Annotated in this window: 19 protein-coding genes; 13 read left to right on the top strand and 6 right to left on the bottom strand. The window is 64.1% G+C overall.

Annotated elements, in window-relative coordinates; all coding sequences use genetic code 11:
* The first annotated feature begins 47 nt into the window (after nucleotides 1-47).
* Both ACNJX9_RS08150 and ACNJX9_RS08145 read left to right on the top strand, forming a co-directional pair.
* Complete coding sequence (locus tag ACNJX9_RS08150) at nucleotides 48-1,538, top strand: EAL domain-containing protein (protein WP_439408400.1); 1,491 nt, start codon at nucleotides 48-50, stop codon at nucleotides 1,536-1,538.
* Between the two features lie 15 nt (nucleotides 1,539-1,553).
* Nucleotides 1,554-2,408: a TIGR01459 family HAD-type hydrolase gene (locus ACNJX9_RS08145; protein ID WP_439408399.1), complete on the top strand. Its 855-nt coding sequence runs from the start codon at nucleotides 1,554-1,556 to the stop codon at nucleotides 2,406-2,408.
* A 182-nt stretch (nucleotides 2,409-2,590) separates the two neighbouring features.
* On the opposite strand, the gene ACNJX9_RS08140 is transcribed toward ACNJX9_RS08145, so the two are convergent.
* Nucleotides 2,591-2,986: a response regulator gene (locus tag ACNJX9_RS08140; RefSeq protein WP_027551917.1), complete on the bottom strand. Its 396-nt coding sequence runs from the start codon at nucleotides 2,984-2,986 to the stop codon at nucleotides 2,591-2,593.
* 229 nt (nucleotides 2,987-3,215) lie between these two features.
* Between ACNJX9_RS08140 and ACNJX9_RS08135 the strand changes: the two genes are divergently transcribed.
* The 7 genes from ACNJX9_RS08135 (at nucleotide 3,216) to arfB (ending at nucleotide 12,254) form a co-directional block, all read left to right on the top strand.
* A complete protein-coding gene (locus ACNJX9_RS08135; protein ID WP_439408398.1) occupies nucleotides 3,216-4,187 on the top strand; it encodes a bifunctional riboflavin kinase/FAD synthetase in 972 nt (323 codons plus the stop codon).
* A 219-nt stretch (nucleotides 4,188-4,406) separates the two neighbouring features.
* Nucleotides 4,407-7,415, top strand: coding sequence for an isoleucine--tRNA ligase (gene ileS, locus ACNJX9_RS08130; protein WP_439408397.1), 3,009 nt, complete (start codon nucleotides 4,407-4,409; stop codon nucleotides 7,413-7,415).
* Nucleotides 7,416-7,423: 8 nt separating this feature from the next.
* The gene (gene lspA, locus ACNJX9_RS08125) at nucleotides 7,424-7,918 is read left to right on the top strand and encodes a signal peptidase II (protein WP_439408396.1); all 495 of its coding nucleotides are present in this window, start codon (nucleotides 7,424-7,426) and stop codon (nucleotides 7,916-7,918) included.
* Nucleotides 7,919-8,027: 109 nt separating this feature from the next.
* Nucleotides 8,028-8,756, top strand: a complete 729-nt coding sequence (locus ACNJX9_RS08120; RefSeq protein WP_057741672.1) for a hypothetical protein — start codon at nucleotides 8,028-8,030, stop codon at nucleotides 8,754-8,756.
* 196 nt (nucleotides 8,757-8,952) lie between these two features.
* On the top strand, nucleotides 8,953-10,347 hold the full coding sequence (locus tag ACNJX9_RS08115; RefSeq protein WP_439408395.1) for a M16 family metallopeptidase: 1,395 nt from the start codon (nucleotides 8,953-8,955) through the stop codon (nucleotides 10,345-10,347).
* A complete protein-coding gene (locus tag ACNJX9_RS08110; protein WP_439408394.1) occupies nucleotides 10,344-11,717 on the top strand; it encodes a M16 family metallopeptidase in 1,374 nt (457 codons plus the stop codon). The genes ACNJX9_RS08115 and ACNJX9_RS08110 overlap by 4 nt, the downstream gene beginning before the upstream one ends.
* A gap of 120 nt (nucleotides 11,718-11,837) precedes the next feature.
* Nucleotides 11,838-12,254, top strand: a complete 417-nt coding sequence (gene arfB, locus ACNJX9_RS08105; protein WP_057741683.1) for an alternative ribosome rescue aminoacyl-tRNA hydrolase ArfB — start codon at nucleotides 11,838-11,840, stop codon at nucleotides 12,252-12,254.
* Nucleotides 12,255-12,424: 170 nt separating this feature from the next.
* On the opposite strand, the gene ACNJX9_RS08100 is transcribed toward arfB, so the two are convergent.
* Nucleotides 12,425-12,616, bottom strand: a complete 192-nt coding sequence (locus ACNJX9_RS08100; RefSeq protein ID WP_439408393.1) for a hypothetical protein — start codon at nucleotides 12,614-12,616, stop codon at nucleotides 12,425-12,427.
* Between the two features lie 292 nt (nucleotides 12,617-12,908).
* On the opposite strand from ACNJX9_RS08100, the gene mutL reads away from it, so the two are divergent.
* On the top strand, nucleotides 12,909-14,723 hold the full coding sequence (gene mutL / locus ACNJX9_RS08095; protein WP_439408392.1) for a DNA mismatch repair endonuclease MutL: 1,815 nt from the start codon (nucleotides 12,909-12,911) through the stop codon (nucleotides 14,721-14,723).
* 76 nt (nucleotides 14,724-14,799) lie between these two features.
* On the opposite strand, the gene rsmD is transcribed toward mutL, so the two are convergent.
* On the bottom strand, nucleotides 14,800-15,357 hold the full coding sequence (gene rsmD / locus ACNJX9_RS08090; RefSeq protein WP_439408391.1) for a 16S rRNA (guanine(966)-N(2))-methyltransferase RsmD: 558 nt from the start codon (nucleotides 15,355-15,357) through the stop codon (nucleotides 14,800-14,802).
* Nucleotide 15,358: 1 nt separating this feature from the next.
* Nucleotides 15,359-17,278, bottom strand: a complete 1,920-nt coding sequence (locus tag ACNJX9_RS08085; protein ID WP_439408390.1) for a pseudouridine synthase — start codon at nucleotides 17,276-17,278, stop codon at nucleotides 15,359-15,361.
* 120 nt (nucleotides 17,279-17,398) lie between these two features.
* Between ACNJX9_RS08085 and ACNJX9_RS08080 the strand changes: the two genes are divergently transcribed.
* Entirely contained in the window at nucleotides 17,399-17,857 is a 459-nt protein-coding gene (locus ACNJX9_RS08080) for a nucleoside deaminase (protein WP_057741698.1), read from the top strand.
* A 105-nt stretch (nucleotides 17,858-17,962) separates the two neighbouring features.
* Here ACNJX9_RS08080 and ACNJX9_RS08075 read toward each other — a convergent pair whose 3' ends face one another.
* Together ACNJX9_RS08075 and purD are read right to left on the bottom strand one after the other, a co-directional pair.
* On the bottom strand, nucleotides 17,963-18,865 hold the full coding sequence (locus tag ACNJX9_RS08075) for an alpha/beta fold hydrolase (protein ID WP_439408389.1): 903 nt from the start codon (nucleotides 18,863-18,865) through the stop codon (nucleotides 17,963-17,965).
* Between the two features lie 195 nt (nucleotides 18,866-19,060).
* Entirely contained in the window at nucleotides 19,061-20,344 is a 1,284-nt protein-coding gene (gene purD / locus ACNJX9_RS08070) for a phosphoribosylamine--glycine ligase (protein WP_439408388.1), read from the bottom strand.
* Nucleotides 20,345-20,543: 199 nt separating this feature from the next.
* On the opposite strand from purD, the gene ACNJX9_RS08065 reads away from it, so the two are divergent.
* Together ACNJX9_RS08065 and ACNJX9_RS08060 are read left to right on the top strand one after the other, a co-directional pair.
* On the top strand, nucleotides 20,544-22,037 hold the full coding sequence (locus ACNJX9_RS08065) for a DUF5677 domain-containing protein (RefSeq protein WP_439408387.1): 1,494 nt from the start codon (nucleotides 20,544-20,546) through the stop codon (nucleotides 22,035-22,037).
* Nucleotides 22,034-22,693 (top strand): hypothetical protein, encoded by a 660-nt coding sequence (locus ACNJX9_RS08060; protein ID WP_439408386.1) that lies wholly within the window; start codon nucleotides 22,034-22,036, stop codon nucleotides 22,691-22,693. Before ACNJX9_RS08065 ends, ACNJX9_RS08060 begins: the two co-directional genes overlap by 4 nt.
* Nucleotides 22,694-23,569 lie beyond the last annotated feature (876 nt).

The following is a 23,569-nucleotide window of genomic DNA, read 5'->3' as shown; positions in this document are numbered from 1 at the left end:
GTGTTTTCCCGGGTGAGGCAGTCAGCTCTTGAGGCGTAACGCGCGGCATGATTCGCATTTCGACGATCTTCATCGCCATCTGCATGGTCCTGGTCGCGGCATCGCTCGGGCTCGTGCTCTACTCGGTCGCCGGCATCAACGGAACCGAATCCGCGATCGTGGCGCTGACCGCGCTGACCTTCCTGATCCTCTACAACGCGGTGTCGATGCGGCTGCGCGACCGCAGCGACGTCGGCGGCCAGATCGCCGACTTGTCGCGCGGCACCGCCGACCTCGCCCGCCAGGTGGCCGAGTTCGGGCGGCGGCTCGCCGCGATGGAGGGCCGCATCGCCTCGTCCAACTCGACCAATTCCGATCGGGTCCAGTCGGTGGTCGGCGAGATCAACGAGCTCGGCGGGCTGGTCCGGCAGCTTGCCGCCACGGTATCGAGCCATGAGGACCTGCTGGCCGGTCATGCGCCGGCCCCTGCTCCGGTCGCAAGGCCGGCGGCGGAAGCACCGATCGACCTGATTGCGCCCTTTGATGAGCGGCCGGCCGCTCCTCCGCCGCTCCCTGCCGCACCGCCGCGGCCGACGCCGCCGGTCCCGCCCCAGACCGCCAGCGCCGTTCATGCGGTCAACGGCCGCAACCAGACCCAGATGCTGGCGACGTTGCGCGGCGCCATCGACGAGAACCGCATCGACATCTTCCTGCAGCCGATGGTGACGCTGCCGCAGCGCAAGGTCCGGTTCTACGAAGCCGTGACCCGGCTGCGCGACGAGCGCGATCAGCTGATTGCCGCCGAGGAGTTCATCAGCCTCGCCGAGGCCTCCGGGTTCATCGGGCGGATCGACAACATGGTGTTGCTGCGCTGTGTCCAGGTGCTGCGCCGGCTGATGGTGCGCAACAAGGATGTCGGCGTGTTCTGCAACGTCGCGGCTTCGACGCTCGGCAATTCCACCACCTTTGCGCAATGCCTGGATTTCCTCGAGGCCAATCGCGCGCTGGCGTCGTCGCTGGTGCTGGAGTTCAAGCAATCGACCTTCCGCGCGCTTGGTCCGGCCGAGACGGAGAATCTGGCGGCGCTGGCGCAGCGCGGCTTCCGCTTCTCGATCGACCATGTCACGGACCTCAGGATCGAGCCGCGCGAGCTTGCCGACCGCGGCGTCCGCTTCATCAAGGTTCCGGCGTCACTCCTGCTCGACCCGAAGCAGGCCTCGACTTCGGACATTCACCCCTCCGACCTGTCCGACCTGCTCGGCCGCTTCGGGATCGATTTGATCGCGGAGCGGATCGAGGGCGAGCGCGCAGTGGTCGACCTGCTCGACTATGACGTGCGGTTCGGCCAGGGCTTTTTGTTCGCGCCGCCCCGGCCATTGCGGCCTGAAGGGGCATCTGCTACCGGCGGGACCTCGCCGAACCAGGCGCAAGACATTCAGGGATCCAATGGCCCCGGTACCTCAAGCCCAGGCACGAGCTCAGGCGCAGTGTCAGCTGCGCCGCCTGCCGCACCGTCGCAGCGCATCACCGGCAACGCGGCGCTCGCGCGCCGCATCTGATCGGCCGCGCACGTCATGACCACGCTGCATTTTGCTCAAAGCCTGCGCGAGCTCGTGGGTGGAGTGGATGTCGTGCTCAGCGACATCTGGGGCGTGGTCCATAACGGCCTGGAAGCCTTCCCCGAGGCCTGCGAGGCGCTGCACACTTATCGCAGCCATGGCGGTACGGTGATCCTGATCACCAACGCACCGCGCCCGGCCGACTCCGTGCAGCGGCAATTGCGCAAGCTCGGCGTCGCCGACGAAACCTACGACGCCATCGTTTCCTCCGGCGATTTGACGCGGCTCTATGTCGCCGAGCATCCCGGCCGCAAGATGTTCTGGCTCGGCCCCGAGCGCGACAATTCGATCTATCGCGGCCTCGATGCGACGACTGCGCCGCTGGAAGAGGCCGACTACATCGTCTGCACCGGCCTCTACGACGACGAGACCGAGACCGCGGAAGATTATCGCGGCATGATGCTGAAAGCGCGCGAACGCAAGCTGACGCTGGTCTGCGCCAACCCCGATATCGTGGTCGAGCGTGGCGACCGGCTGATCTATTGCGCCGGCGCCATTGCCGAGCTGTACCGCGAGCTCGGCGGCGAAGTGATCTTCTACGGTAAGCCACACCGGCCGATCTATGAGCGCGCGATGGCGCTGGCCGGCGAACGCCAGGGCCACCCGATCGACCGGAAAAAGGTGCTGGCGATCGGCGATTCCGTCCGGACTGACCTCACCGGCGCGCGCGAATTCGGTATCGATTGCCTGTTCGTCACCCGCGGCATCCATGCCGAGGAGTTCGAGGGCCTCGACCAGCTCGATCCGAAGTCGGTGCTGGAATTGTTCGGCCACCCGCCGAAGGCGCTGATGCGCGAATTGAAGTGGTGATTTTCTGAAACGACATTGCGGGGCGCGCAAGGCGCGAACCCGGAACCTCGAGATTCTCAGGTGCGCAATTGCGCACCATAGTTCGGTGCTTCGCACCGCCCCGGAATGACGGAATGAACGCAGAAAGCCCGGGGACAATCGCCCGGGCTTTTCCAAAATCAGTTGATGGCTTTGACGCGCGCTTACGCGCTCGCCATGTCCGGGAAGACCGCCTCGATCTTGGTCTTCAGCGTCGCCGCGTTGAACGGCTTGACGATGTAGTTGTTTACGCCGGCCTTCTTGGCCGCGATCACGTTCTCGGTCTTCGATTCCGCCGTGATCATGATGAAGGGCGTGGTGGCGAGGTTGGGATCTGCGCGCACTTCGCGCAGCAGGTCGTAGCCCGTCATCGGCTCCATGTTCCAGTCGGAGATCACGAGCCCGTACTTCTTGCCGCGCATCTTGTTCAGCGCCGCCGAGCCGTCGCTGGCATCATCGATATTATCGAAGCCAAGCTGCTTCAGCAGATTCCGGATGATACGGATCATGGTGCTATAGTCATCCACCACCAGAACCGGCATCGACAAATCAACCGCCATCTCGACTCCCCCAACGCATACCTAGGAATATTCAAATTCGGACCCGACAGGCGGGGCCCCTCAGTTCCATCTCCCAAGCAGTAGCATCAAGGCGTTAAACAGCGCGTTAACTGCGGCGGCCCACGAGCGATCGAAATCGGGTTCCTTGCGGCAGCCGCGCCCCGCTTGACTTCATCGGCCGGGTCACGCCACGGTCGCGGCCGGTCCCGCCGGTTCGAGAATTCTCCTGATGGCCCCGCAATTTACCGTTATCCGCGATTCCACGCCGGATTCCGCCATCCTGAGCGGCGCGGTGGTCGCCATGGGCAATTTCGACGGGGTCCATCTCGGCCACCGGGCTGTCATTGCGGCGGCCCTAGAAATGGGCCGGGCGCATGGCCGCCCTGCCCTGGCGCTGACCTTCGAGCCGCATCCGCGCCGGTTTTTCAGCCCCAACACCCCGCAATTCCGCCTGACGGACGAGCGCGCCAAGCTGCGGTTGCTGGCCGGGACCGGGCTCGCGGGCGCCGTGGTCATGACCTTCGACAAGGCGAGAGCCGGGACCAGTGCGCAAGATTTCATTCATCATGAGCTGATCGGGCGCCTTGGCGTCAGCGGCATTGCGGTCGGTTACGACTTCCATTTCGGCAAGGGGCGGGTCGGCTCGCCGAGCCTTTTGGTCAACGAGGCGCCCCGCCTCGGCATCGAGGTCGACGTGCAGCCGCATGTCGATATCGACGAGCGGCCGGTTTCCTCCAGCGCCATCCGGATCGCACTCGCCGAGGGGCTCATCGACGAGGCCACCACCATGCTGGGCGCGCCCTGGTTCATCACCGGCGAGGTCATCCATGGCGAAAAGCGCGGCCGCGACCTCGGCTATCCCACCGCCAACATCCGGCTCGATGCCAATTGCGGCCTGAAACACGGCATCTACGCCGTACGGGTCGGCCGGGGATCCGAGCGGCTGGACGGGGTGGCGAGCTTCGGCCGCCGCCCGACCTTCGATAATGGCGCCCCGCTGCTGGAAATCTTCCTGTTCGACTTCAACGGCGACCTTTACGGGCAGGCGCTGGACTGCGCCTTTGTCGGCTTCATCCGCGAGGAGCTGAAATTTGGCGATATCGACGCCCTGATCCGCCAGATGGACGAGGATTCCGCTCGGGCCCGCGCCATGCTGGCGGCGGCCCCGGACGCATTTCCACGGCTCGGGACCGTCGATTGAGGGCCCAAACCGGGCCCGCCGGACCTTTGCGCTTCTACCTTTTGCGCTTCCCTTGGCCCCCTGCTATGGAGAGCCCATGTTTGCGCGGCGCATCATAGGGATTAGCAGCCCGGCTTCCGCCTGAGCCTCAAGGCTCGGCGCAAGACCGGGATCTTGTCGTTTCACCCCGCGATTCCGCATCGCCATCCGTTCCCGCGCCATTCCGAGCCAGTCAGCCTCATGTCCGAAAAGCCGCAAAAGTCCGCAAAGTCCGAAGCCAAGGACTATTCCAAGACCCTGTTCCTGCCGCAGACCGAATTCCCGATGCGCGCCGGCCTGCCGCAGCGCGAGCCGGAGATCCTCAAGCGCTGGTACGAGATCGGCCTCTACGAGAAGCTGCGCGAGACCGCGAAGGGCCGCGACAAGTTCGTGCTGCATGACGGCCCGCCCTATGCCAACGGCAACATCCACATCGGCACGGCGCTGAACAAGATCCTCAAGGATCTCGTCACCAAGAGCCAGCAGATGCTCGGCTTCGATTCCAACTACGTGCCCGGCTGGGACTGCCACGGCCTGCCGATCGAGTGGAAGGTCGAAGAGGAGAACTATCGCAAGAAGGGCAAGCAGAAGCCCGACTTCCGCGACAGTGCCGCGATGATCGATTTCCGGAAAGAGTGCCGCGCGTATGCAACGCACTGGCTCAACGTGCAGCGCGAGGAGTTCAAGCGTCTCGGCGTGATCGGCGACTGGGCCCATCCCTACGCCACCATGAACTATCCGGCCGAAGCCCAGATCGCGCGCGAGCTGATGAAGTTCGCCGCCAACGGCACGCTCTATCGCGGCTCCAAGCCGGTGATGTGGAGCGTGGTCGAGAAGACGGCGCTGGCCGAGGCCGAGGTCGAGTACGAGGACTACACGAGCGACATGGTCTGGGTGAAATTCCCGGTGACCTCGCCGGCGCATGGCGCCCTGGCTTCGGCCAGTGTCGTGATCTGGACCACCACGCCCTGGACCTTGCCCGGCAACCGCGCCATCTCGTTCTCGCCGAAGATTGCCTATGGCCTCTACAAGGTGACGGATGCGCCTGCGGACAATTGGGCCAAGAGCGGCGATCTCCTGGTCCTGGCTGACGCCCTCGCCGCAGAAGTGTTCAAGCAGGCGCGCGTGACCGCTTTCGAGAAGGTCCGCGATATCCCCGGCGACACCATGGACGCGATCGAATGCGCCCATCCGCTCAAGGGGCTCGCCGGCGGCTATGAATTCACCGTGCCTCTGCTCGCCGGCGACCACGTCACCGACGACACCGGCACCGGCTTCGTGCACACCGCGCCGAGCCACGGCCGCGAGGACTTCGACGTCTGGATGGCGAATACCCGTGAGCTCGATGCCCGCGGCATCAACAGTGCGATCCCCTACACTGTCGACGAGAACGGCGCCTATACCGTTCAGGCGCCGGGCTTCACCGGCAAGCGGGTCATCAACGACAAGGGCGAGAAAGGCGACGCCAACGAGGCCGTGATCAGGGCGCTGATCGAGGGCGGCAAGCTGCTCGCGCGCGGCCGGCTCAAGCACCAATATCCGCATTCCTGGCGCTCGAAGAAGCCGGTGATCTTCCGCAACACGCCGCAATGGTTCATCGCGATGGACAAGGATATCGCGGTTGACGGCAAGACCAAGCCCGGCGACACCCTGCGCGCCCGTGCGCTGCACGCGATCTCGGTGACGCAATGGGTGCCGCCCTCCGGCGAGAACCGCATCAACGGTATGATCGAGGCACGCCCCGACTGGGTGATCTCGCGTCAGCGCGCCTGGGGTGTGCCGATTGCCGTGTTCGTCCGCGAGAAGGGCGACGGCTCCGCCGAGATCCTCCAGGACGAGGCGGTCAACACCCGCATTGGCGATGCCTTCGAACAGGAAGGCGCCGACGCCTGGTACGCGACGGGGGCGCGCGAGCGATTCCTCGGACCGCGTGCCCACGAGGATTGGCAGAAGGTCGACGACATCCTCGACGTCTGGTTCGATTCCGGCTCGACCCACGCCTTCGTGCTGGAAGACCCCGTGCACTTCCCCGGGCTATCAGGCATCAAGCGCAAGGTCGACGGCGGCGCTGACACCGTGATGTATCTGGAAGGCTCGGACCAGCATCGCGGCTGGTTCCACTCCTCGCTGCTGGAGAGCTGCGGAACGCGCGGCCGTGCGCCCTACGACATCGTGCTGACCCACGGCTTCACCCAGGCCGAGGACGGCCGCAAGATGTCGAAGTCGCTCGGCAACACCATCGAGCCGCAGGCCGTCATCAAGGAATCCGGCGCCGACATCCTGCGGCTCTGGGTCGCGTCCTGCGACTACACCGACGATCAGCGCATTGGCCCTGAGATCCTGAAGAACACGGTCGAGACCTACCGCAAGCTGCGCAACACCGTGCGCTGGATGCTCGGCACGCTGCATCACTACAAGCCCGCCGACGCCGTTGCGCCCGCCGATATGCCGGAGCTCGAGCGGCTGATGCTGCACGAGCTCGCGCTCCGCGCCGAATTGGTCCGCAAGGCCTATGAGACATTCGACTACAAGAGCGTGGTCGCGACCTTGTCCGCCTTCATGAACAGCGAGCTGTCGGCGTTCTATTTCGATATCCGCAAGGACACGCTGTATTGCGATCCGCCGTCCTCGCTGACGCGCAAGGCGGCGCTGACCACGATCGACCTGCTGTGCGATTCGATCCTGAAATGGCTGGCGCCGATCCTGAGCTTCACCGCGGAAGAGGCTTGGCGCATGTACCGGCCGGATGCCGAACCGTCGGTGCATCTGACGCTGTTCCCGGAAGGCCTGGAAAAGCTGCGCGACGACAAGCTCGCCGCGAAGTGGGAGACGATCCGTGACATTCGCCGCGTCGTCACCGGCGCGCTCGAGCTCGAACGCGCCGCCAAGAACATCGGCTCCTCGCTGGAGGCCTCGCCGGTGATCTATGTCGCCGACCGCGACATGCTGGCGACATTGTTCGACACCGATCTCGCCGAGATCTGCATCACCTCGAATTACGAGGTGCGCGAGGGCGAGGCGCCGGCCAATGCGTTCCGTCTCGATGCGGTGCCCGGCGTCGCGGTGGTGGTCGAGAAGGCCGTCGGCACCAAATGCGCCCGCTCCTGGAAGATCTCGCCCACGGTCGGCGAGGACGCCGAATATCCCGACGTCACCCCGCGCGACGCCAAGGCGCTGCGCGAATGGAAGGCGTTGGGCGCGAGCTTTTGATCCGGTCGATGACCCCGCTCCGCGCCGGCATCATCGCGGCCGTGCTGACACTCGTGGCCGATCAGGCCTCGAAGCTCTGGCTGCTGAACGGGTTCGACCTCGCCCGCAAGGGCGTCGTGAAGGTGACGCCGTTCTTCGACCTGGTGCTGGCCTGGAACATCGGGATCAGCTTCGGCTGGCTGCAGGACGACAGCCAGTCGGCGCAGATCGCGCTGATGGCGGTGAAGGTCCTCGCGGTGATTGCGCTCGCGATCTGGATGGCGCGGTCGCAGACCCGGCTCGCCACCGTCGCGCTGGGACTGATCATCGGCGGCGCCATTGGCAATGGCATCGACCGTTTTGCCTATGGCGCAGTGGTCGATTTCGCCCTATTCCACATCGAAATCGGCGGAAGTACCTACAATTGGTACGTCTTCAACCTCGCTGACGTGGCCATCGTTGCTGGGGTGGCGGCCCTATTGTATGATTCCTTCCTTGGGGTACCCGCCGCAAAAGCGCCCTGATCCCGGCCGATACGGGCCGGAGGCGGAACCTTGCTTGGCGAGGCGTGGCCGCGCGGGACGCGGCAAGATTGCTACAATCAGACTGCCACAATATGGAACAGGTACAGGTATGCGCAGCTTCGAGACCGGCGGTTCGATGGGTCGAGACTCCCGACGGGGCCTTTGGCTGGCGCTGAAATTGTCGGCTGTCGCATTCGGCATCGGTCTTGTCATGGCGGCGGGCCCGGTCCGCGCCGGCGACGACGATGATGACGACGACATGACCTTCGAAGAGAAGCTCATCGACAATCTGATGTCGGGCCTCGGCGCCAAGAGCATGGAGAAAAAGGGCATCGAGTACCGCGAGCGGTCGCCGCTGGTGGTTCCGCCCAAGCTGGACCTGCCGCCGCCCGCCGGCACGGAAGCCAAGAATGCGCCGAACTGGCCGAAGGATCCCGACGAGAAGCGTCGCCAGGAGGCCATCGCCCAGCGGAAGAAGGTGAGCGGCACCAAGGCAAACGAGTTCTGGAAAATTGGCCAGCCGCTGTCGCCGGCCGAGTTGAACGCGCACAAATCGGGCCCCCAGCAGGCCAACAATGAGCCGCCCCCGCCGGGCAGCAACCCCAACAGCCCGACGATGAGCCCGGCCGAGATGGGTTACACCGGCGGTCTGTGGAAATTGTTCAAGGGCAGCGGGCCCGAATCCAAGCAGTTTACGAGCGAGCCGCCGCGCCAATCGCTGGTGGAGCCGCCGCCCGGATATCAGACCCCCTCGCCGAGCTACGCCTATGGCTCCGGAGAGGATACGACGCGGAAGACCTATTTCGACGTCCGATCGGGTAAGGAGAAGGAGCAGTAAGCTCCTTGTCCGTCGCCCGCAGGCGCGCACATGCCGCAATCGTCCGGTGTAGGCCGGATGCGGCAGATGACCTATTTTTAAGTACAACTCGACCGCGTTCTCTGCTTCGTGACCCGAAGCCCAAAGCCGCGCGGTGTAGCATGCCGTGCTTTCACGCCTGGACGTCATCAGGGTCCGGGCTTTCACAAGGATCGTGATGTCCTCACACCGATCGATTGCCTGCCTCTTCGCCGCGCTGCTCTCGACATCTGCCCTCGACGTCGGCAGCGCATTCGCCCAGACGACGGTCACCTCGGCACCGCCCGCGAGCTTCACGCTTCCCAACGGCCTTCAGGTCGTGGTGATCCCGGATCACCGCACGCCCGTGGTCACCGAGATGATCTGGTACAAGGTCGGCTCGGCCGACGAGACGCCCGGCAAATCCGGTCTCGCCCACTTCCTCGAACATTTGATGTTCAAGGGCACGTCGAAGCATCCCGTCGGCGAGTTTTCTCAAACCGTGCTCCGCGTCGGCGGCAACGAGAACGCCTCGACCTCGGTGGATTACACCAACTACTACCAGCGCGTGCCGAAGGAGCAGCTCCCGACCATGATGGAGTTCGAGGCCGATCGCATGACCGGGCTGGTGCTCAAGGACGAGAACGTGCTGCCCGAGCGCGATGTCGTGCTCGAAGAGTACAACATGCGCGTTGCCAACAGCCCCGACGCGCGCCTCAATGAACAGATCATGGCGGCGCTCTATCTCAACCATCCCTACGGCCGTCCGGTGATCGGCTGGCACCAGGAGATCGAGAAGCTCAATCGCGAGGACGCGCTGGCCTTCTATCGCCGGTTCTACGCGCCGAACAATGCGATCCTGGTCATCGCCGGCGATGTCGAGGCCGCCGATGTGCGCCCGCTGGTCGAGCGCAATTTCGGTCCGATCCCGTCGCAACCGTCGATCCCTGCCCGTCGCATTCGTCCGCAGGAGCCGGAGCCTGCGGCGCCGCGCACCGTCACCTTGTCCGACCCGCGCGTCGAGCAGCCGAGCCTGCGCCGCTATTATCTGGTGCCCTCGGCGACGACGGCCGCGGCTGGCGAAAGCGCTGCGCTCGACGTGCTCGCACAGTTGATGGGCGGCGGCAGCAACTCCTATCTCTACCGCGCGCTCGTCGTCGACAAGCCGCTCGCAGTCTCGGCCAGCGCCAGCTATTCCAGCATCTCGCTCGATCCGACCCAGTTCGCGATCTCGGCCTCGCCGAAATCAGGTGTCAGCTTCACCGAAGTCGAGCAGGCGATCGACCGCGTGGTCGCCGACGTTGCGCAAAACCCGATCCGCGCCGAGGATCTCGAGCGGGTCAAGACCCAGCTCATTGCGGAAGCGATCTACGCCCAGGACAACCAGGCGGTGTTGGCGCGCTGGTATGGCGGCGCACTGACCACGGGCCTGTCGATCGAGGATATCCGAAGCTGGCCCGACCGCATCCGCGCCGTCACCGCCGAGCAGGTCCGTGAGGCCGCGCAAAAATGGATCGAGAAGAATCGCTCGGTGACCGGCTATCTGATCAAGGACACCAGCACCGCTGCCAAGCGCGAGGAGAAGCGTTCGTGACCTATCCTATCCTTCGCGCGCGCCAGGTCGCGCTTTCCTTCGTCACGGGCGCTGCACTCGCGCTCGCCGCGGTCTCGCCGTCGCAGGCGGCAGCAAAGATCCAGCACCTGGTGTCGCCGGGCGGCATCGAAGCATGGTTCGTCCAGGACGCGACCGTGCCGCTGATTGCCATGGAATATTCCTTTGCCGGCGGCTCGGCGCAGGATCCCAAGGACAAGCCCGGCGTCGCCAATCTGGTCGGCGACCTGCTCGACGAAGGCTCGGGCGATCTCGATTCCAAGACCTTCCATGAGCGGCTCGACCGCCGCGCCATCGAGCTCTCGTTCAGCGCCACCCGCGATACCTTCCGCGGCAGCCTGCGCATGCTGCGCGACAACAAGGACGAAGCCTTCGACCTGCTCCGGTCCGCGCTGACCTCGCCGCATTTCGATACGGCCGATGTCGAGCGCGTCCGCTCGCAGGTCGTCTCGGGCCTGCGCCGCGACACCACCAACCCGAGCTCGCTCGCGAGCCGCAAATTCCTGGAGATGACCTTCGGCGATCATCCCTATGGACGACAGACCAACGGCACGCTGGAGAGCGTGCCGACCATCACGGTCGCGGACATGAAGGATTATGTCGGCCGCATCCTCGCCCGAGACACGCTGAAGATCGCCGTGGTCGGCGACGTCGATCCGGCGACCTTAGGCAAACTGCTCGACCACACGTTTGGCAGCTTGCCTGCCAAAGCCACTCTGACGCCGGTTCCCGACGTCGAGGCTGCAAAGCCACCGCAGCGCGCCTTCGTGCCGCTAGACGTGCCGCAGACCGTGATCACCTTCGGCGGTCCCGGCGTGATGCGCAACGATCCGAATTTCATGGCGGCCTATGTCGTCAACCATATCCTCGGTGGCGGCGGCCTGTCCTCGCGGCTTTATCGCGAAGTCCGCGAGAAGCGCGGACTGGCTTATTCAGTGTTCGAATCGCTGCTGTGGATGGAACATTCGGGAATCTTCATCGGCAACACCGGCACCCGCGCCGACCGTGCCGGCGACACCATGGATGCCATCGAGAAAGAGGTCCGCCGTATCGCCGACGAGGGTCCGACCCAGAAGGAGCTTGACGAGGCCAAGTCCTACCTCAAGGGCTCGCAGATGCTGGTGCTCGACACCTCCTCAAAGCTCGCGCAGGCGCTGCTGCAATATCAGCAGGACAAGCTGCCGATCGATTATATCGAGAAGCGCAACGCCATCGTCGATGCCGTGACCCTGGACGATGCCAAGGCCGCAGCCAAGCGGCTGTGGAGCCAGGGGCTCCTGACGGTCATCGTCGGCCGCGCACCGCAGGCTGCTGCGCAGCCGGCGGCGGCACCGGCGACGAAGTCGAACTGACGTCCGCTGACGTTTTCCTGAATGGCCGGGGCTCGCCCCGGCCATTTGCGTTTCCGCCATCCCACCATTGCCGAACATGGACGTTCCGCGATATGTCGGGGCATCACGAATGGTGCCATCATGCTGCGGATATCCCGCGATCTCGTCATCGACGAGGACGACATCGAGATCGGCTTTGTCCGCGCCTCCGGCCCGGGCGGGCAGAACGTCAACAAGGTCTCGACCTCGGCGCAGCTGCGCTACGACACGCGCAAGCTGACCATCCCGGAGGATGCGATGATCCGGCTCGCCCGCATCGCCGGCCAGCGCATGACCAAGGACGGCGTGATCGTCATTCACGCCCAGCGCTTTCGCACCCAGGAGCGTAACCGGCAGGACGCCATCGACCGGCTCGTCGAGATCCTCACCGAGGCCATGGTCCGGCCGACGCCGCGCCGCGCGACGCGACCGACCTTTGCTTCCAAGCAGCGGCGCCTCGACGGCAAGAAGCGCCGCAGCGACGTCAAGGCCGGCCGCGGCGGCCGCTTCGACGATTGATCGAAAAAACCTCCGGCCGACACGCGACCGGAGGTCCGTTCACTCAGATCTCGCGCGTCAGTAGCGCTTGCCGTTGGTGGTTGCCCCGCCCGCAGCCGAGCCGTCGGTTGCGCCCTTGTGCGCGGCACTTCCTGTCGTCCCGACCGTGCTCTTGGGGCTCCTGGCCGGCTTCATGCCTGTTTGGCGCCGCCCGACTGTGCTTCCAGCTCCTCCTCGCTGTTGCCTGCGACGCCGCCCTGCGTCGTCTTGCCTTGCGCGCCGCCTCGCAACTTGCTGTCAGATGACATTCCTTGCGCAAGGACGGGGCCCGCAAGCAGAGCGGAAAGTGCGCAAGCGATCACTGAGGTCTTCACCAACTTCATCCATGTCTCCTGGATTTTATTCGCGATGAGCGGTTCGGCCGTTCCCCACGCCGTTCGTCTGGACCGGACCGCCCCATCGCGCAAAGAGCTGAACGGCGCGTTCGCGATGCAATCCCGACCGTGTGGTCATCGTTTAGGAATTTCGCGGCACTTTCGCGGAATCGTGCTCCTCATATGCGGCGGCAAGGAACACGCGCGTGCGGAAAATCCAGATCTGATATGTGGGTAGCGGGACTTATCCCATGCATTTGCGTTCCGGCGGAGATAAACTGCGCCGTCATTGAGCGAATCCATGCCCGTCCGCCAGCTTCCAGAACAGGTCGTCAACCGCATCGCCGCCGGCGAGGTGGTCGAGCGCCCGGCGAGCGTGGTCAAGGAGCTCGTCGAGAACGCCATCGATGCCGGCGCGAGCCGGATCGACGTCTTCACCGATAGCGGCGGCCGACGGCGGATCGGCATTACCGACGACGGCAGCGGCATGACCGCGAAGGACCTCGCGCTCGCGGTCGAGCGCCATGCGACCTCCAAGCTCGACGACGAGGATCTGCTTCAGATCCGCACGCTCGGGTTCCGTGGCGAAGCACTGCCTTCGATCGGCTCGGTGGCGCGGCTCTCGATCACGACGCGGCATGCCAGCGAGCCGCATGCCTGGGCGCTCACTGTCGAGGGCGGCGAGAAGTCCGAGATCATGCCGGCCGCGCTCGCGCACGGCACCCGCGTCGAGGTCAACGACCTCTTCTACGCGACGCCGGCGCGGCTGAAATTCCTGAAGACCGATCGCACCGAAGCCGAAGCGATCCGCGAGGTGGTGCGACGCCTCGCTATGGCACGGCCTGACGTCGCCTTCAGCCTCGCGGGCGAAGAGCGCGCGCCTGTCACCTGGGCCGCCGCACTGCCCGGCGCGGCCGGACGGCTGACGCGGCTTGGCGACATCCTGGGCGCTGAGTTCCGCAGCCATGCCTTCGAGGTCCATGCCGAGCGCGAGGGAGTCGTCGTCGCCGGCTATGCCGCGGCCCCCGCGCTGACCAAGGCCAATGCGCTCGGGCAATATCTGTTCGTCAACGGCCGGCCGGTGCGCGACAAGCTGATCCTGGGGGCGGTGCGCGGCGCCTATGCCGATTATCTGCCGCGCGACCGCCATCCGGTGCTGGCGCTGTTCGTGACGCTCGACCCGCGCGAGGTCGACGCCAATGTGCATCCGGCCAAGACGGAGGTGCGCTTCCGCAATGCCGGCCTCGTGCGTGCGCTGATCGTGCACGGACTGAAGGAAGGTCTCGCGCGCGAAGGACGCCGCACCGCGGCCAATAGCGGCGAGAGCGCCTTGTCCTCGTTCCGTCCCGCCTTCACGCCGCCACGACCGGCAAGCTGGGACTGGCGAGCTTCGCCGTCTGCACCGGTTGCTTCGATGCCGACATTCGACGGCTCCGCCGCGCCCGCTTTCGCCGAACGCGCGCAGGCTGCGTTCGATGTCGGTGCGCCGAGCGCTGATGTGCGGTTCGACGCGCAGCCTGTCGCGGATCTCGTCGACCGCCCGCTCGGCGCGGCGCGCACGCAGCTGCATGAGACATACATCGTGTCGCAGACCCGCGACGGTCTGATCATCGTGGACCAGCACGCCGCGCATGAGCGGATCGTCTATGAGCGCCTCAAGGCGTCACTCGCCGAGAGCGGCGTGCAGAGGCAGATCCTGTTGATCCCCGAAATCGTCGAGATGGACGAGGCCACGGTCGAGCGGCTGCTCGAACGCAGCGAGGAGCTTGCTTCCTTTGGTCTCGCGATTGAATCCTTCGGCCCCGGCGCGATCGCGGTGCGCGAGACGCCCTCGCTGCTCGGCAAGACCAATGCGGGCGGCCTCTTGCGCGATCTCTCCGAGCACATGGCCGAGTGGGACGAGGCGCTGCCGCTCGAACGCCGCCTGATGCATGTCGCCGCCACCATGGCCTGCCACGGCTCGGTCCGCGCCGGCCGCAGACTGCGGCCCGAGGAGATGAACGCCCTGCTCCGCGAGATGGAGGAGACGCCGAACTCCGGCCAGTGCAACCACGGCCGGCCGACATACGTGGAGCTGAAGCTTGCAGATGTGGAGAAGCTGTTCGGGCGAAGGTGACGGTGCCGTAGGGTGGGTTAGCGTAGCGTAACCCACCGCTTTTACGTCCGTTGAGACGATGGCGGATTACGCTGCGCTAATCCGCCCTACGCAGAAACACGAACTCCGTGTCGTCATACGGCCGCCGCTCCAGCTCTTCAAAACCCTCCGGAGTCGTGAACTGCGCGGCCTTCGCCTCCTCCACCACCAGCAGCGCGCCAGGCGTCAGCCAGCCGCCATCGCGCAAGCTCGCGAGTGCCTTCTCCGCAAAACCCTTGCCGTAGGGCGGGTCGAGAAACACCAGCGAAAACGGCTCTACGGGATGCGCGGGGCCGAGGTCGGTCGCATCGCGGCGATAGACTTTGGTGACACCACCAAGGCCGAGCGACTCGACGTTGTTGCGCAGCAGCGCCCGCGCCTCCGCGCCATTGTCCACGAACAGCGTGAACTTCGCACCGCGCGAGGACGCCTCGATGCCGAGCGCTCCGGTGCCGGCGAAGAGGTCAAGCACGCGCGCGTCCGAGACCGGATCATCGTAGGCGTGCACGAGGATGTTGAACACGGACTCGCGCAAGCGATCCGCCGTGGGACGGACGTCGCGCGAAGACGGTGAAGCGAGATTGCGCCCCTTCAAGCGACCGCCGACGACACGCAAGCTAGTCCTCCCGCGGCGTCAGATCGCGCTTGCCGTGATAGCCGCGCTTGGGACGGCGCGGCGGGCCGTAGCCGCTCGCCTCTTCCTCGTTGCGCTCGCGCGCCTCCTCGCTGCCGGTGCGCTGCACCAGCACGCGGCGGCCCTTGCGGTCGGCGATCACGGCGCGCTTGGACGTCTTGGGGCCGGATGCATCACCCTCGGCAGGTTTCTTCGCTACGTCGAACTGCGCCCCCGACTTCTCGATCACCTTGTCGCCGAGCTGCTCGCGCAATACGCGCGCGCGGACTTCCTCGACCTGGCCCTCCGGCAATTCGCCGAGCTGGAACGGGCCGTAGGACACGCGGATCAGACGGTTCACCTCGAGCCCGAGATGGGCGCAGACATTGCGCACCTCGCGGTTCTTGCCTTCGCGGATCGCGAACACCAGCCAGACATTGGCGCCCTGGTCGCGCTCCAGCGTTGCCTCGATCGGACCGTATTTCACGCCGTCGACCTCGATGCCGTTCCTGAGCTGGTCGAGCTGCGCCTGGGTGATGTCGCCATGGGCGCGAACGCGGTAGCGCCGCAGCCAGCCGGTGTCGGGCAGCTCGAGCGTGCGCGCGAGACCACCATCATTGGTGAGCAGCAGCAGGCCCTCGGTATTGAAATCGAGGCGGCCGACCGAGATCAGGCGCGGCAACCCTTCGGGCAGATTGTCGAACACGGTCGGACGGCCCTCGGGGTCATCATGCGTCGTCATCAGCCCGCGCGGCTTGTGATAGAGGAACAGCCGCGTGCGCTCGCGCTCCGGCAACGGCTTGCCATCGACCAGAACGACGTCGTTCTTGGTGATGTCGAGCGCCGGCGAGTTGATGACGCGGCCGTTGACGGTGACGCGTCCCTGCGTGACCATCTCCTCCGCATCGCGGCGCGAGGCGAGACCCGCACGTGCCAGCGCCTTGGCGATGCGCTCGCCGGCCTTCTTGGGCTTCGGCGCCTCTTCGCGGCGCGGACGCCGCTCGAAATCACGCTCGCGCTCGCGATAGGCGCCGCGGCCGCCGAAGGCCGGACGCTTCTCGAAGATGCGGCCGTCGTCCTCGTTGTCGCGGCGCGGACGGTCGCGGAAGCGGCTTTCGCTGCGCGGATGCTCCTGCCAGTCCATGCGGCCTTCCGGCCGCTCGCGCGGACGATCGAATTTCGGACGCTCTCGGAACGGACGGTCACCCGACCCACGATCGTCGCGCGAGCGCGAGAAGCGCGGACGGTCCTCGCCGCGGCCGCTGTCGCGACGATCGTCGCGCTGACGCCAGGGTTTTTCCTCGCTGCGATCGCGGCCGCCGAAATCCCTGTCGAAGCTCTTGCGCGGACGGTCGCCATGCGGACGATCGTCGCGCTTCTGCCACGGCTTTGAATCGCTGCGCTCGCCGCGGTCGCGCGAAAACTTCCGCTCGCCGTCGAACTTGCGTTCCGGACGGTCCCCGCGCGGGCGCTTGTCGCCGAACTTCTTGTCGCCGAAGCGACCGGCGGGACGCGCATCGTCGCGATCGCGGCTGCGCGGCGGACGGTCGTCGCGGCCATAGGACGGACGATCTCCGCGCGGCTTGAAGGAGCGCTTCTCGCCATCGCGCGATCCACGATCGGAGAACGGGCGGTCGCCACGCGGCTTGAAGCTGCGCTCGCCGCGTGCCTCGCTGCTGCGATCGTCGCGCCTGAAGCGGGGACGGTCGGAAAAATCGCGGCGCGGGGCGTCGCCCTCCTCGCGGCGGCGGAAGGGGCGGCTGTCGCGGTCGCCGCGGGGCGGGCGGCTGTCGCGATCGCTTTTGCCTTCAAAGCCGCGCTTGGCGAATTTCTTCTCGGGGCCACGGGGCTTGCCGCTGCGGCCGCCTTTGGGCGGGCCTCGCCGGCCGCGGGAATCGTTGTCTTTGTCGCTGTCGCGAGGCATGAATAATCTCACTTACGGGGGTGGCCAGACGCATTGCGCGCGCTCGTTTCGAGCCGCATGCTCAGGCAAATCAGGTAAAGCACTTCTGCTGAAGGCGCAGCTACTAGCAGGTTTCTTCGGATGATACGAGGCTTGAAAGCTCCCTCCTTCATGGATTTGGCGCTCAAAACGGCCGAAAATGCCGGAAAGGCGGGCGAAGTTCCGATCGGGTGCGTGGTGGTCCGGAATTACGAGGTCATCGCCACCGCCGCCAACCGGACGCTGACCGATTACGACCCCACCGGCCACGCCGAGATCATTGCGCTGCGCGAGGCGGCGAAGAAGATCGGCAGCGAGCGGCTGATCGACTGCGACCTCTACGTGACGCTGGAGCCCTGCACCATGTGTGCGGGCGCGATCTCCTTTGCAAGGGTCCGCCGGCTCTATTACGGCGCGGCCGACCCCAAGGGCGGCGCGGTGGAGTCAGGCGTGCGGTTCTTTGCCTCCCCGACCTGCCACCATGCCCCGGACGTCTATTCCGGGGTCGGCGAGAGCGAGGCGGCGCGGCTGCTCAAGGAGTTCTTTCGCGAGCGGCGGTAGGGGTCTCTCCCCGTCATTGCGAGCGCAGCGAAGCAATCCAGGGTCTTTCCGCGGAGACAGGCTGGATTGCTTCGTCGCAAGGGCTCCTCGCAATGACGGTGTGGCTCACGCCGAGAAGAACGTACGCAGCGCCTGCGCGGTCACGTCGGGGTTCTCCTCGGTGAGGAAGTGGCCGGAGTCGACCGGCATGCCGTCGACATTGGTGGCCCATTGCTTCCAGACATCGAGCGGGGTCGCGGCGGCCTGGGCGATGCCGGCGTTGCCCCACAGCGCCAGCATCGGCACGGTGATCTTCTTGCCGGCCTCGAAATCGGCCTTGTCGAGGTCGTAGTCGATATAGGCGCCGGCGCGGTAGTCCTCGCACATCGCGTGGATGCGGGCGGGATCGCGGAACGGGGCGATGTAGTGCGCAAGCGCGCGCGGGTCGATCGCATCCAGATTCTTCGACTTGGTCTGGCTCGCCATCTTGAAACGCAGGAAGAATTCGCCTTGTCCTGCGATCAGCGTCTCCGGCAGCGGCGCGGGCTGGGCCAGGAAGGTCCAGTGGTAGATCTTCAGCGCGTAGGCGCGATTCATGCGCTCCCAGTAATTATAGGTCGGCAGGATATCGAGCACGGCGAGCTTTGACAGCCGGCCGGGATGATCGAGCGCCAGGCGATACGAGACGCGGCCGCCGCGGTCGTGGCCGGCCAGCGCGAAGTGGACGTGGCCGAGGCGCTCCATCATCTCGACCATCGCCTTGGCCATCGCGCGCTTGCTGTACGGCATGTGCAGCGCATCGCTCTCGGGCATGTCGGACCAGCCATAGCCCGGCAGGTCGGCGATGATCAGCGTGAACCGGTCGGCGAGCTCAGGCGCGACGCGGTGCCACATCCCATGCGTCTCGGAGAAGCCGTGCAAGAGCAGCAGCGGCGGCCCCTTGCCGCCGACGCGGGCGAAGATGCGGCCGAACGAGGTGTCGGTCCATTCGGAGGCGAAGCCGGGATAGAGGTCGGCGAGATCGGACATCTTCTGCATCCTTGTCTGGTCAGTCGCGGGGGTCCGACACACCAAAAGTCGAAAACAACCCCATGCACAGTAGCGGTATTATCAGCGGGGCGGCTAACCCCATCTGCTGATTGCGCATTTCTGCAATGTCGAGATGGGGCCCACAGCTCGAGATTCCGGATCGGCGCGCAGCGCGCGCCGTCCGGAATGACGGGCTTAAGTCTTCGTCTTCTCAGCTTCCACCGCCTGCCAGCCGATATCGCGGCGGCAAAAGCCCTCCGGCCAGCGGATCAGGTCGACCGCCTGGTAGGCGCGCGCCTGTGCCTCAGCCACGGTCGCGCCCAGCGCGCAGACATTGAGCACGCGGCCGCCATTGGCGAGGATGGCGCCGTCCTTGGCGACGGTGCCGGCGTGGAAGATCTCGACGGTGTCGACCTTGGCCGCGTCATCGAGCCCCTCGATCTCAGTGCCTTTCTGGTAGTCGCCGGGATAGCCTTTGGCAGCCATCACCACCGTCAGTGCCGATTCCGGATACCAGCGCAGGTCAAAGTTCTTCAGCTGGCCGTCACACGCCGCGAGCAACGCGGGCACGATGTCGCTCATCATGCGCAGCATCAGCACCTGGCACTCGGGATCGCCGAAGCGGACGTTGAACTCGAACAGCTTTGGGCCCTGCGTCGTCAGCATGATGCCGGCGTAAAGCACGCCGCGGAACGGCGTGCCGCGCTGCTTCATGCCCGCGACCGTCGGCAGGATGATTTTCGCCATGATCGCGTCGTGGATCGCGGGCGTGACCAAAGGCGTCGGCGAATAGGCGCCCATGCCGCCGGTGTTCGGCCCGACGTCGTGGTCGAACACGCGCTTGTGGTCCTGCGCCGAGGCGAGCGGAATGGCTGTTTCGCCGTCGCACAGCGCGAAGAAGCTGATCTCGCGGCCCGCCAGAAATTCCTCGATCACGACTTCAGCGCCGGCTTCGCCAAACGCGCCCTCGAACATCATGGCGATGGCGTCCTCCGCCTCGCGCACGGTTTTGGCGACGACCACGCCCTTGCCGGCGGCAAGGCCGTCGGCCTTGACCACGATCGGCGCGCCCTGGCTCTGCACATAGGCGCGCGCGTCATCGGCGTTGGTGAAGCGCTTGTAGGCGCCGGTCGGAATGCCGAACTCGGTGCAGAGCGCCTTGGTGAACCCCTTGGAGCTTTCGAGCTGGGCCGGGATCTTGTTCGGCCCGAACGCCTTGATGCCGCTAGCTGTGAGATCATCGACGATGCCGGCCGCCAGCGGCGTCTCCGGGCCGACCACGACCAGCTCGACCGCGTTCTTCTTGCAGAAGTCGATCACGGCGGCATGGTCGGCGACATCGAGCGCCACGCATTCCGCTTCGCGCGCGATGCCGGCATTGCCGGGCGCGCACCAGAGTTTGGTCACCAGGGGAGAGGCTGCGATCTTCCACGCCAGAGCATGTTCGCGGCCGCCGGAACCAAGCAGGAGAATGTGCATCGAAGGCTCGAGGATGAGGGGGTAGATGGGGCCGGAGGTCGCACGAATCGGGTTGGGGCTCAAGGGGTAACAATACCAACCAAACCGTGCCTCTTCGAAGCCCGGCAGTGCGCCTCCGCTGGTAAAGGATTTATATAAGAGCCTATCTTTAACCCTGAGTTGTGTGATTCTGCGTCACCCACAGAGATAGAGAGCGCAAATGACCTCGACAAACGACCACATCGCTCTTCGTGTAACGCCATTGAGTAAGCTCAAGCGCACCGGGCCACTTTTGCAAGGACCGATGAGAAAACTGGAGAATGTACAGTTTTCGTCTTGGATCGAAGACGCGCTACCTGAGGTCCTGTGGTGCACCCTAATTATCACTGAATTGCCCCGAGAAGACGGGCTTGCATGCTTTCGACGCATCTTACGCAAGGTCACTGAGCACAAGGATGTGCTTGGAAACCGACGGTTGGAGCACTCAAGATTAGCTGAGCTAGATGCTGCTTCATTTGACCTGTTCTTTGCGGATGAATGTAAAACGGCAACTGTACCCGCGGCCCTTGCACCTCTATTGCTACTTGAAGACCTTCCTGACCGACCCCACTGGCTGAGACTGCTGCCGGCGCCGCGTTCGGATGGTTGGGATAAGTTGGCTGATGCAATAGCTGGAACGTTTGACCATCAATCGCAAGCAGCCACAGACTGTCGGTGGTTTAAGGTCACAACGGTAGCCGCACTAGGAAACATAGTCCTTCCGCGAGAGATGGAGGAGCGCAGGAAGGAGCTCAACGAGTATCCCGACCGCGGAGACATGAGCTTTGTGCGGCCGTCGATCCGCGCGCTTGAAATGACTTTTCGTCCAGGAAGCGCTGGGGAAGTACGAACCGAGTGGCTGAACGACTTTTGGCAGGAAGGGTGGCGCAAGACAGAGTGCTTCCTGTTGAACCCAGACGACGGAGCGAAAATCGTTCAACACGAACAACTTTTCAAGCAACTGGTGGAGCTAAGCGAAGCGCTGACGCGGCATTTTGTAGAAACAATGGAACACACAGGCGTCGATGCCAAACATGATAGCAGCTTCGGTCTCGTTTTCTATATCACCCATCTCCTGTTCTTTTCTTTGAAGGGCATTGTTGGCCAGACGATACCGGGTCGCATCATCCTCAGAACGGCGGTCGAGTGCTACATCACGCTTGCCTATCTCGCGCATCACGACAATCCAACAGTCTGGATGCAGTATCGACACTATGGCGCAGGCCAGATCAAGCTGGCGTTCTTGAAGCGGATCAATGAGGACGATGTACCGTCATTTATCAGCACGGAGTTGCTCGAACAGATGGCAAATCACGATACATGGCTGGAATTTCAGGACATAAAACTGGGAGCGTGGGCAGATCGAAATTTGCGCGACATGGCTAAAGATGCTGGAGAAAAAGCATTTTATGACCGGTATTATGACCTGCTTTCCGGATACGTGCACGGCAACTGGTCAGCGGCGCTGCACTCCGTATTTGGGCAATGTCTCAACCCCTTGCACCGGTTTCATCGCATTCCTATGCCTCCGCGCATTCTGATCGACGATGCGGTCCCCGATTTGAAGAAGATTTGTAATCTGGCATTGGACAAACTTGCCCAAATGTATCCTCCTTTCAAGCCGCGACTTCGAGAAGCGCGCCCCGAAGCTGCTGCCGAAGAGGTCGTTAAATGAAGGCCACTACTAAGGGGAACAAAAAGAAGGAACAACGTCCGCCAATCCCAGTGGCAATTCAGTCTAAACTTCTAATCGACAATCGGCATGCTTGCTGTGTTTGCCAGAAAGCTCGGGTGCAAATACACCACATCGATGGAGACCCAAACAACAATGAGTTCGCCAATCTGGCGGCGCTATGCCTTGATCACCATGACATGGCTTCAATGCAGATAGGTCTGACTAAGAAGCTGAAGCCTAACGAGGTGAGAACTTACAAGAAGGAGTGGGAGGAGAGGTGCGCGGCCGATGTGAAGGCGCTCTCGCGTGACCGCGAGAATTTTTTTGTCACCCTCTATAAGAACCCACCTCGAATTCGAGAGCAATTTTCCCGATTATCCGAGAGCGTTCGAACTGCGGCCGCGGCGGATGTCGCCCGTGCTATTTCCGGCGAGGAAAAGAAGAAATCAAAAGAAGGCGGTTTCAACTTCCAAATGCTTCCTCGTCGTGATGACAAGACCTTGGCTTGCCTTGCTTCAGCGGAGAAGGGAGAGTTATGGCCGCAGTGGCTCCCGAGGGTTCAAGGACATCCAAAAGATCCCGACTATCCCACCGATCTATCGCCGCCTAACGGAATGACGCCTTTCACGGTTTCGATCTATATTGTCAGATATTGACTCGGGTTCTCACTGCTGCTTCGCCACCTGTGCCACTGGAGCAAATTTTGTCTCTAAAGAAGGTGGAGCTGATGAACACCCTATCGGGCAGTCTCGTGAGTTTTCGCGAACGGGCGATAGGCAAGGGGGTCACAGTGCCAAGTTTGGACGGTAGCCGTCCTACAGCTTCACTGCAGTTCAGACACCGCCAAGGAAAGAAGCTGCTCCGCACGAGGATGGAGCTTCGCACTATGTACGTATTCTCCGACACTGCTGCCATGAACCTAAGGTCGTCGCGAGTCTGCGGCATAGGTGTGTTTGGCGGGGCTGACGTTGACCGCGCGGATGCGGACATCACGCTGTCGATAGTTCCCCTGCTAATTGGAATGGGCGGCTTCGGCCAATCAGATGCGTCAGGACGGATTTGGAAACCTCGATAAGCGGCGGGATGTTGTTGTGGTAGACGGTGGCAGCTTGCAGCTCGTAGCGTGGGTTGAGCCGTTGCGAAACCCGCCACTTGTTTCCACGAAGCGTCCGTCGAATTCACCAACAGCGCTGAATCAGCGACGACAGTGTTGGTGGCGAAATGGATTCCGGGCTCGCCGCTTCGCGGCGTCCCGGAATGACGGTCGAGAGAGGCGCGGTGCGCGAACGCGACGAGGCTGCTCTTCCCTTCTCCCCTTGAGGAGAAGGTGGCATAGGCGGCCTACGGCCGCCGTATTTGAGAACGCCGAAGCGAAGCTTCGGCTATGGCGCCGGATGGGTCTCTATCCACGGAGAGACTTTTGATAAGGAGCGAACCCCTCACCCAAGTGACACTACGTCTACCGGCCTTGCTGCCCTCTCCTGCAAGGGGCGAGGGCGCATCAATGTCACCGCAATCCAGCACTGTCACTT

It is taken from the genome of Bradyrhizobium sp. BLXBL-03 (assembly GCF_051853015.1).
Classification (GTDB): domain Bacteria; phylum Pseudomonadota; class Alphaproteobacteria; order Rhizobiales; family Xanthobacteraceae; genus Bradyrhizobium; species Bradyrhizobium manausense.
The sequence above is the reverse complement of the archived record's forward strand: the minus strand, read 5'-3'. Positions and strand labels throughout refer to the sequence as shown.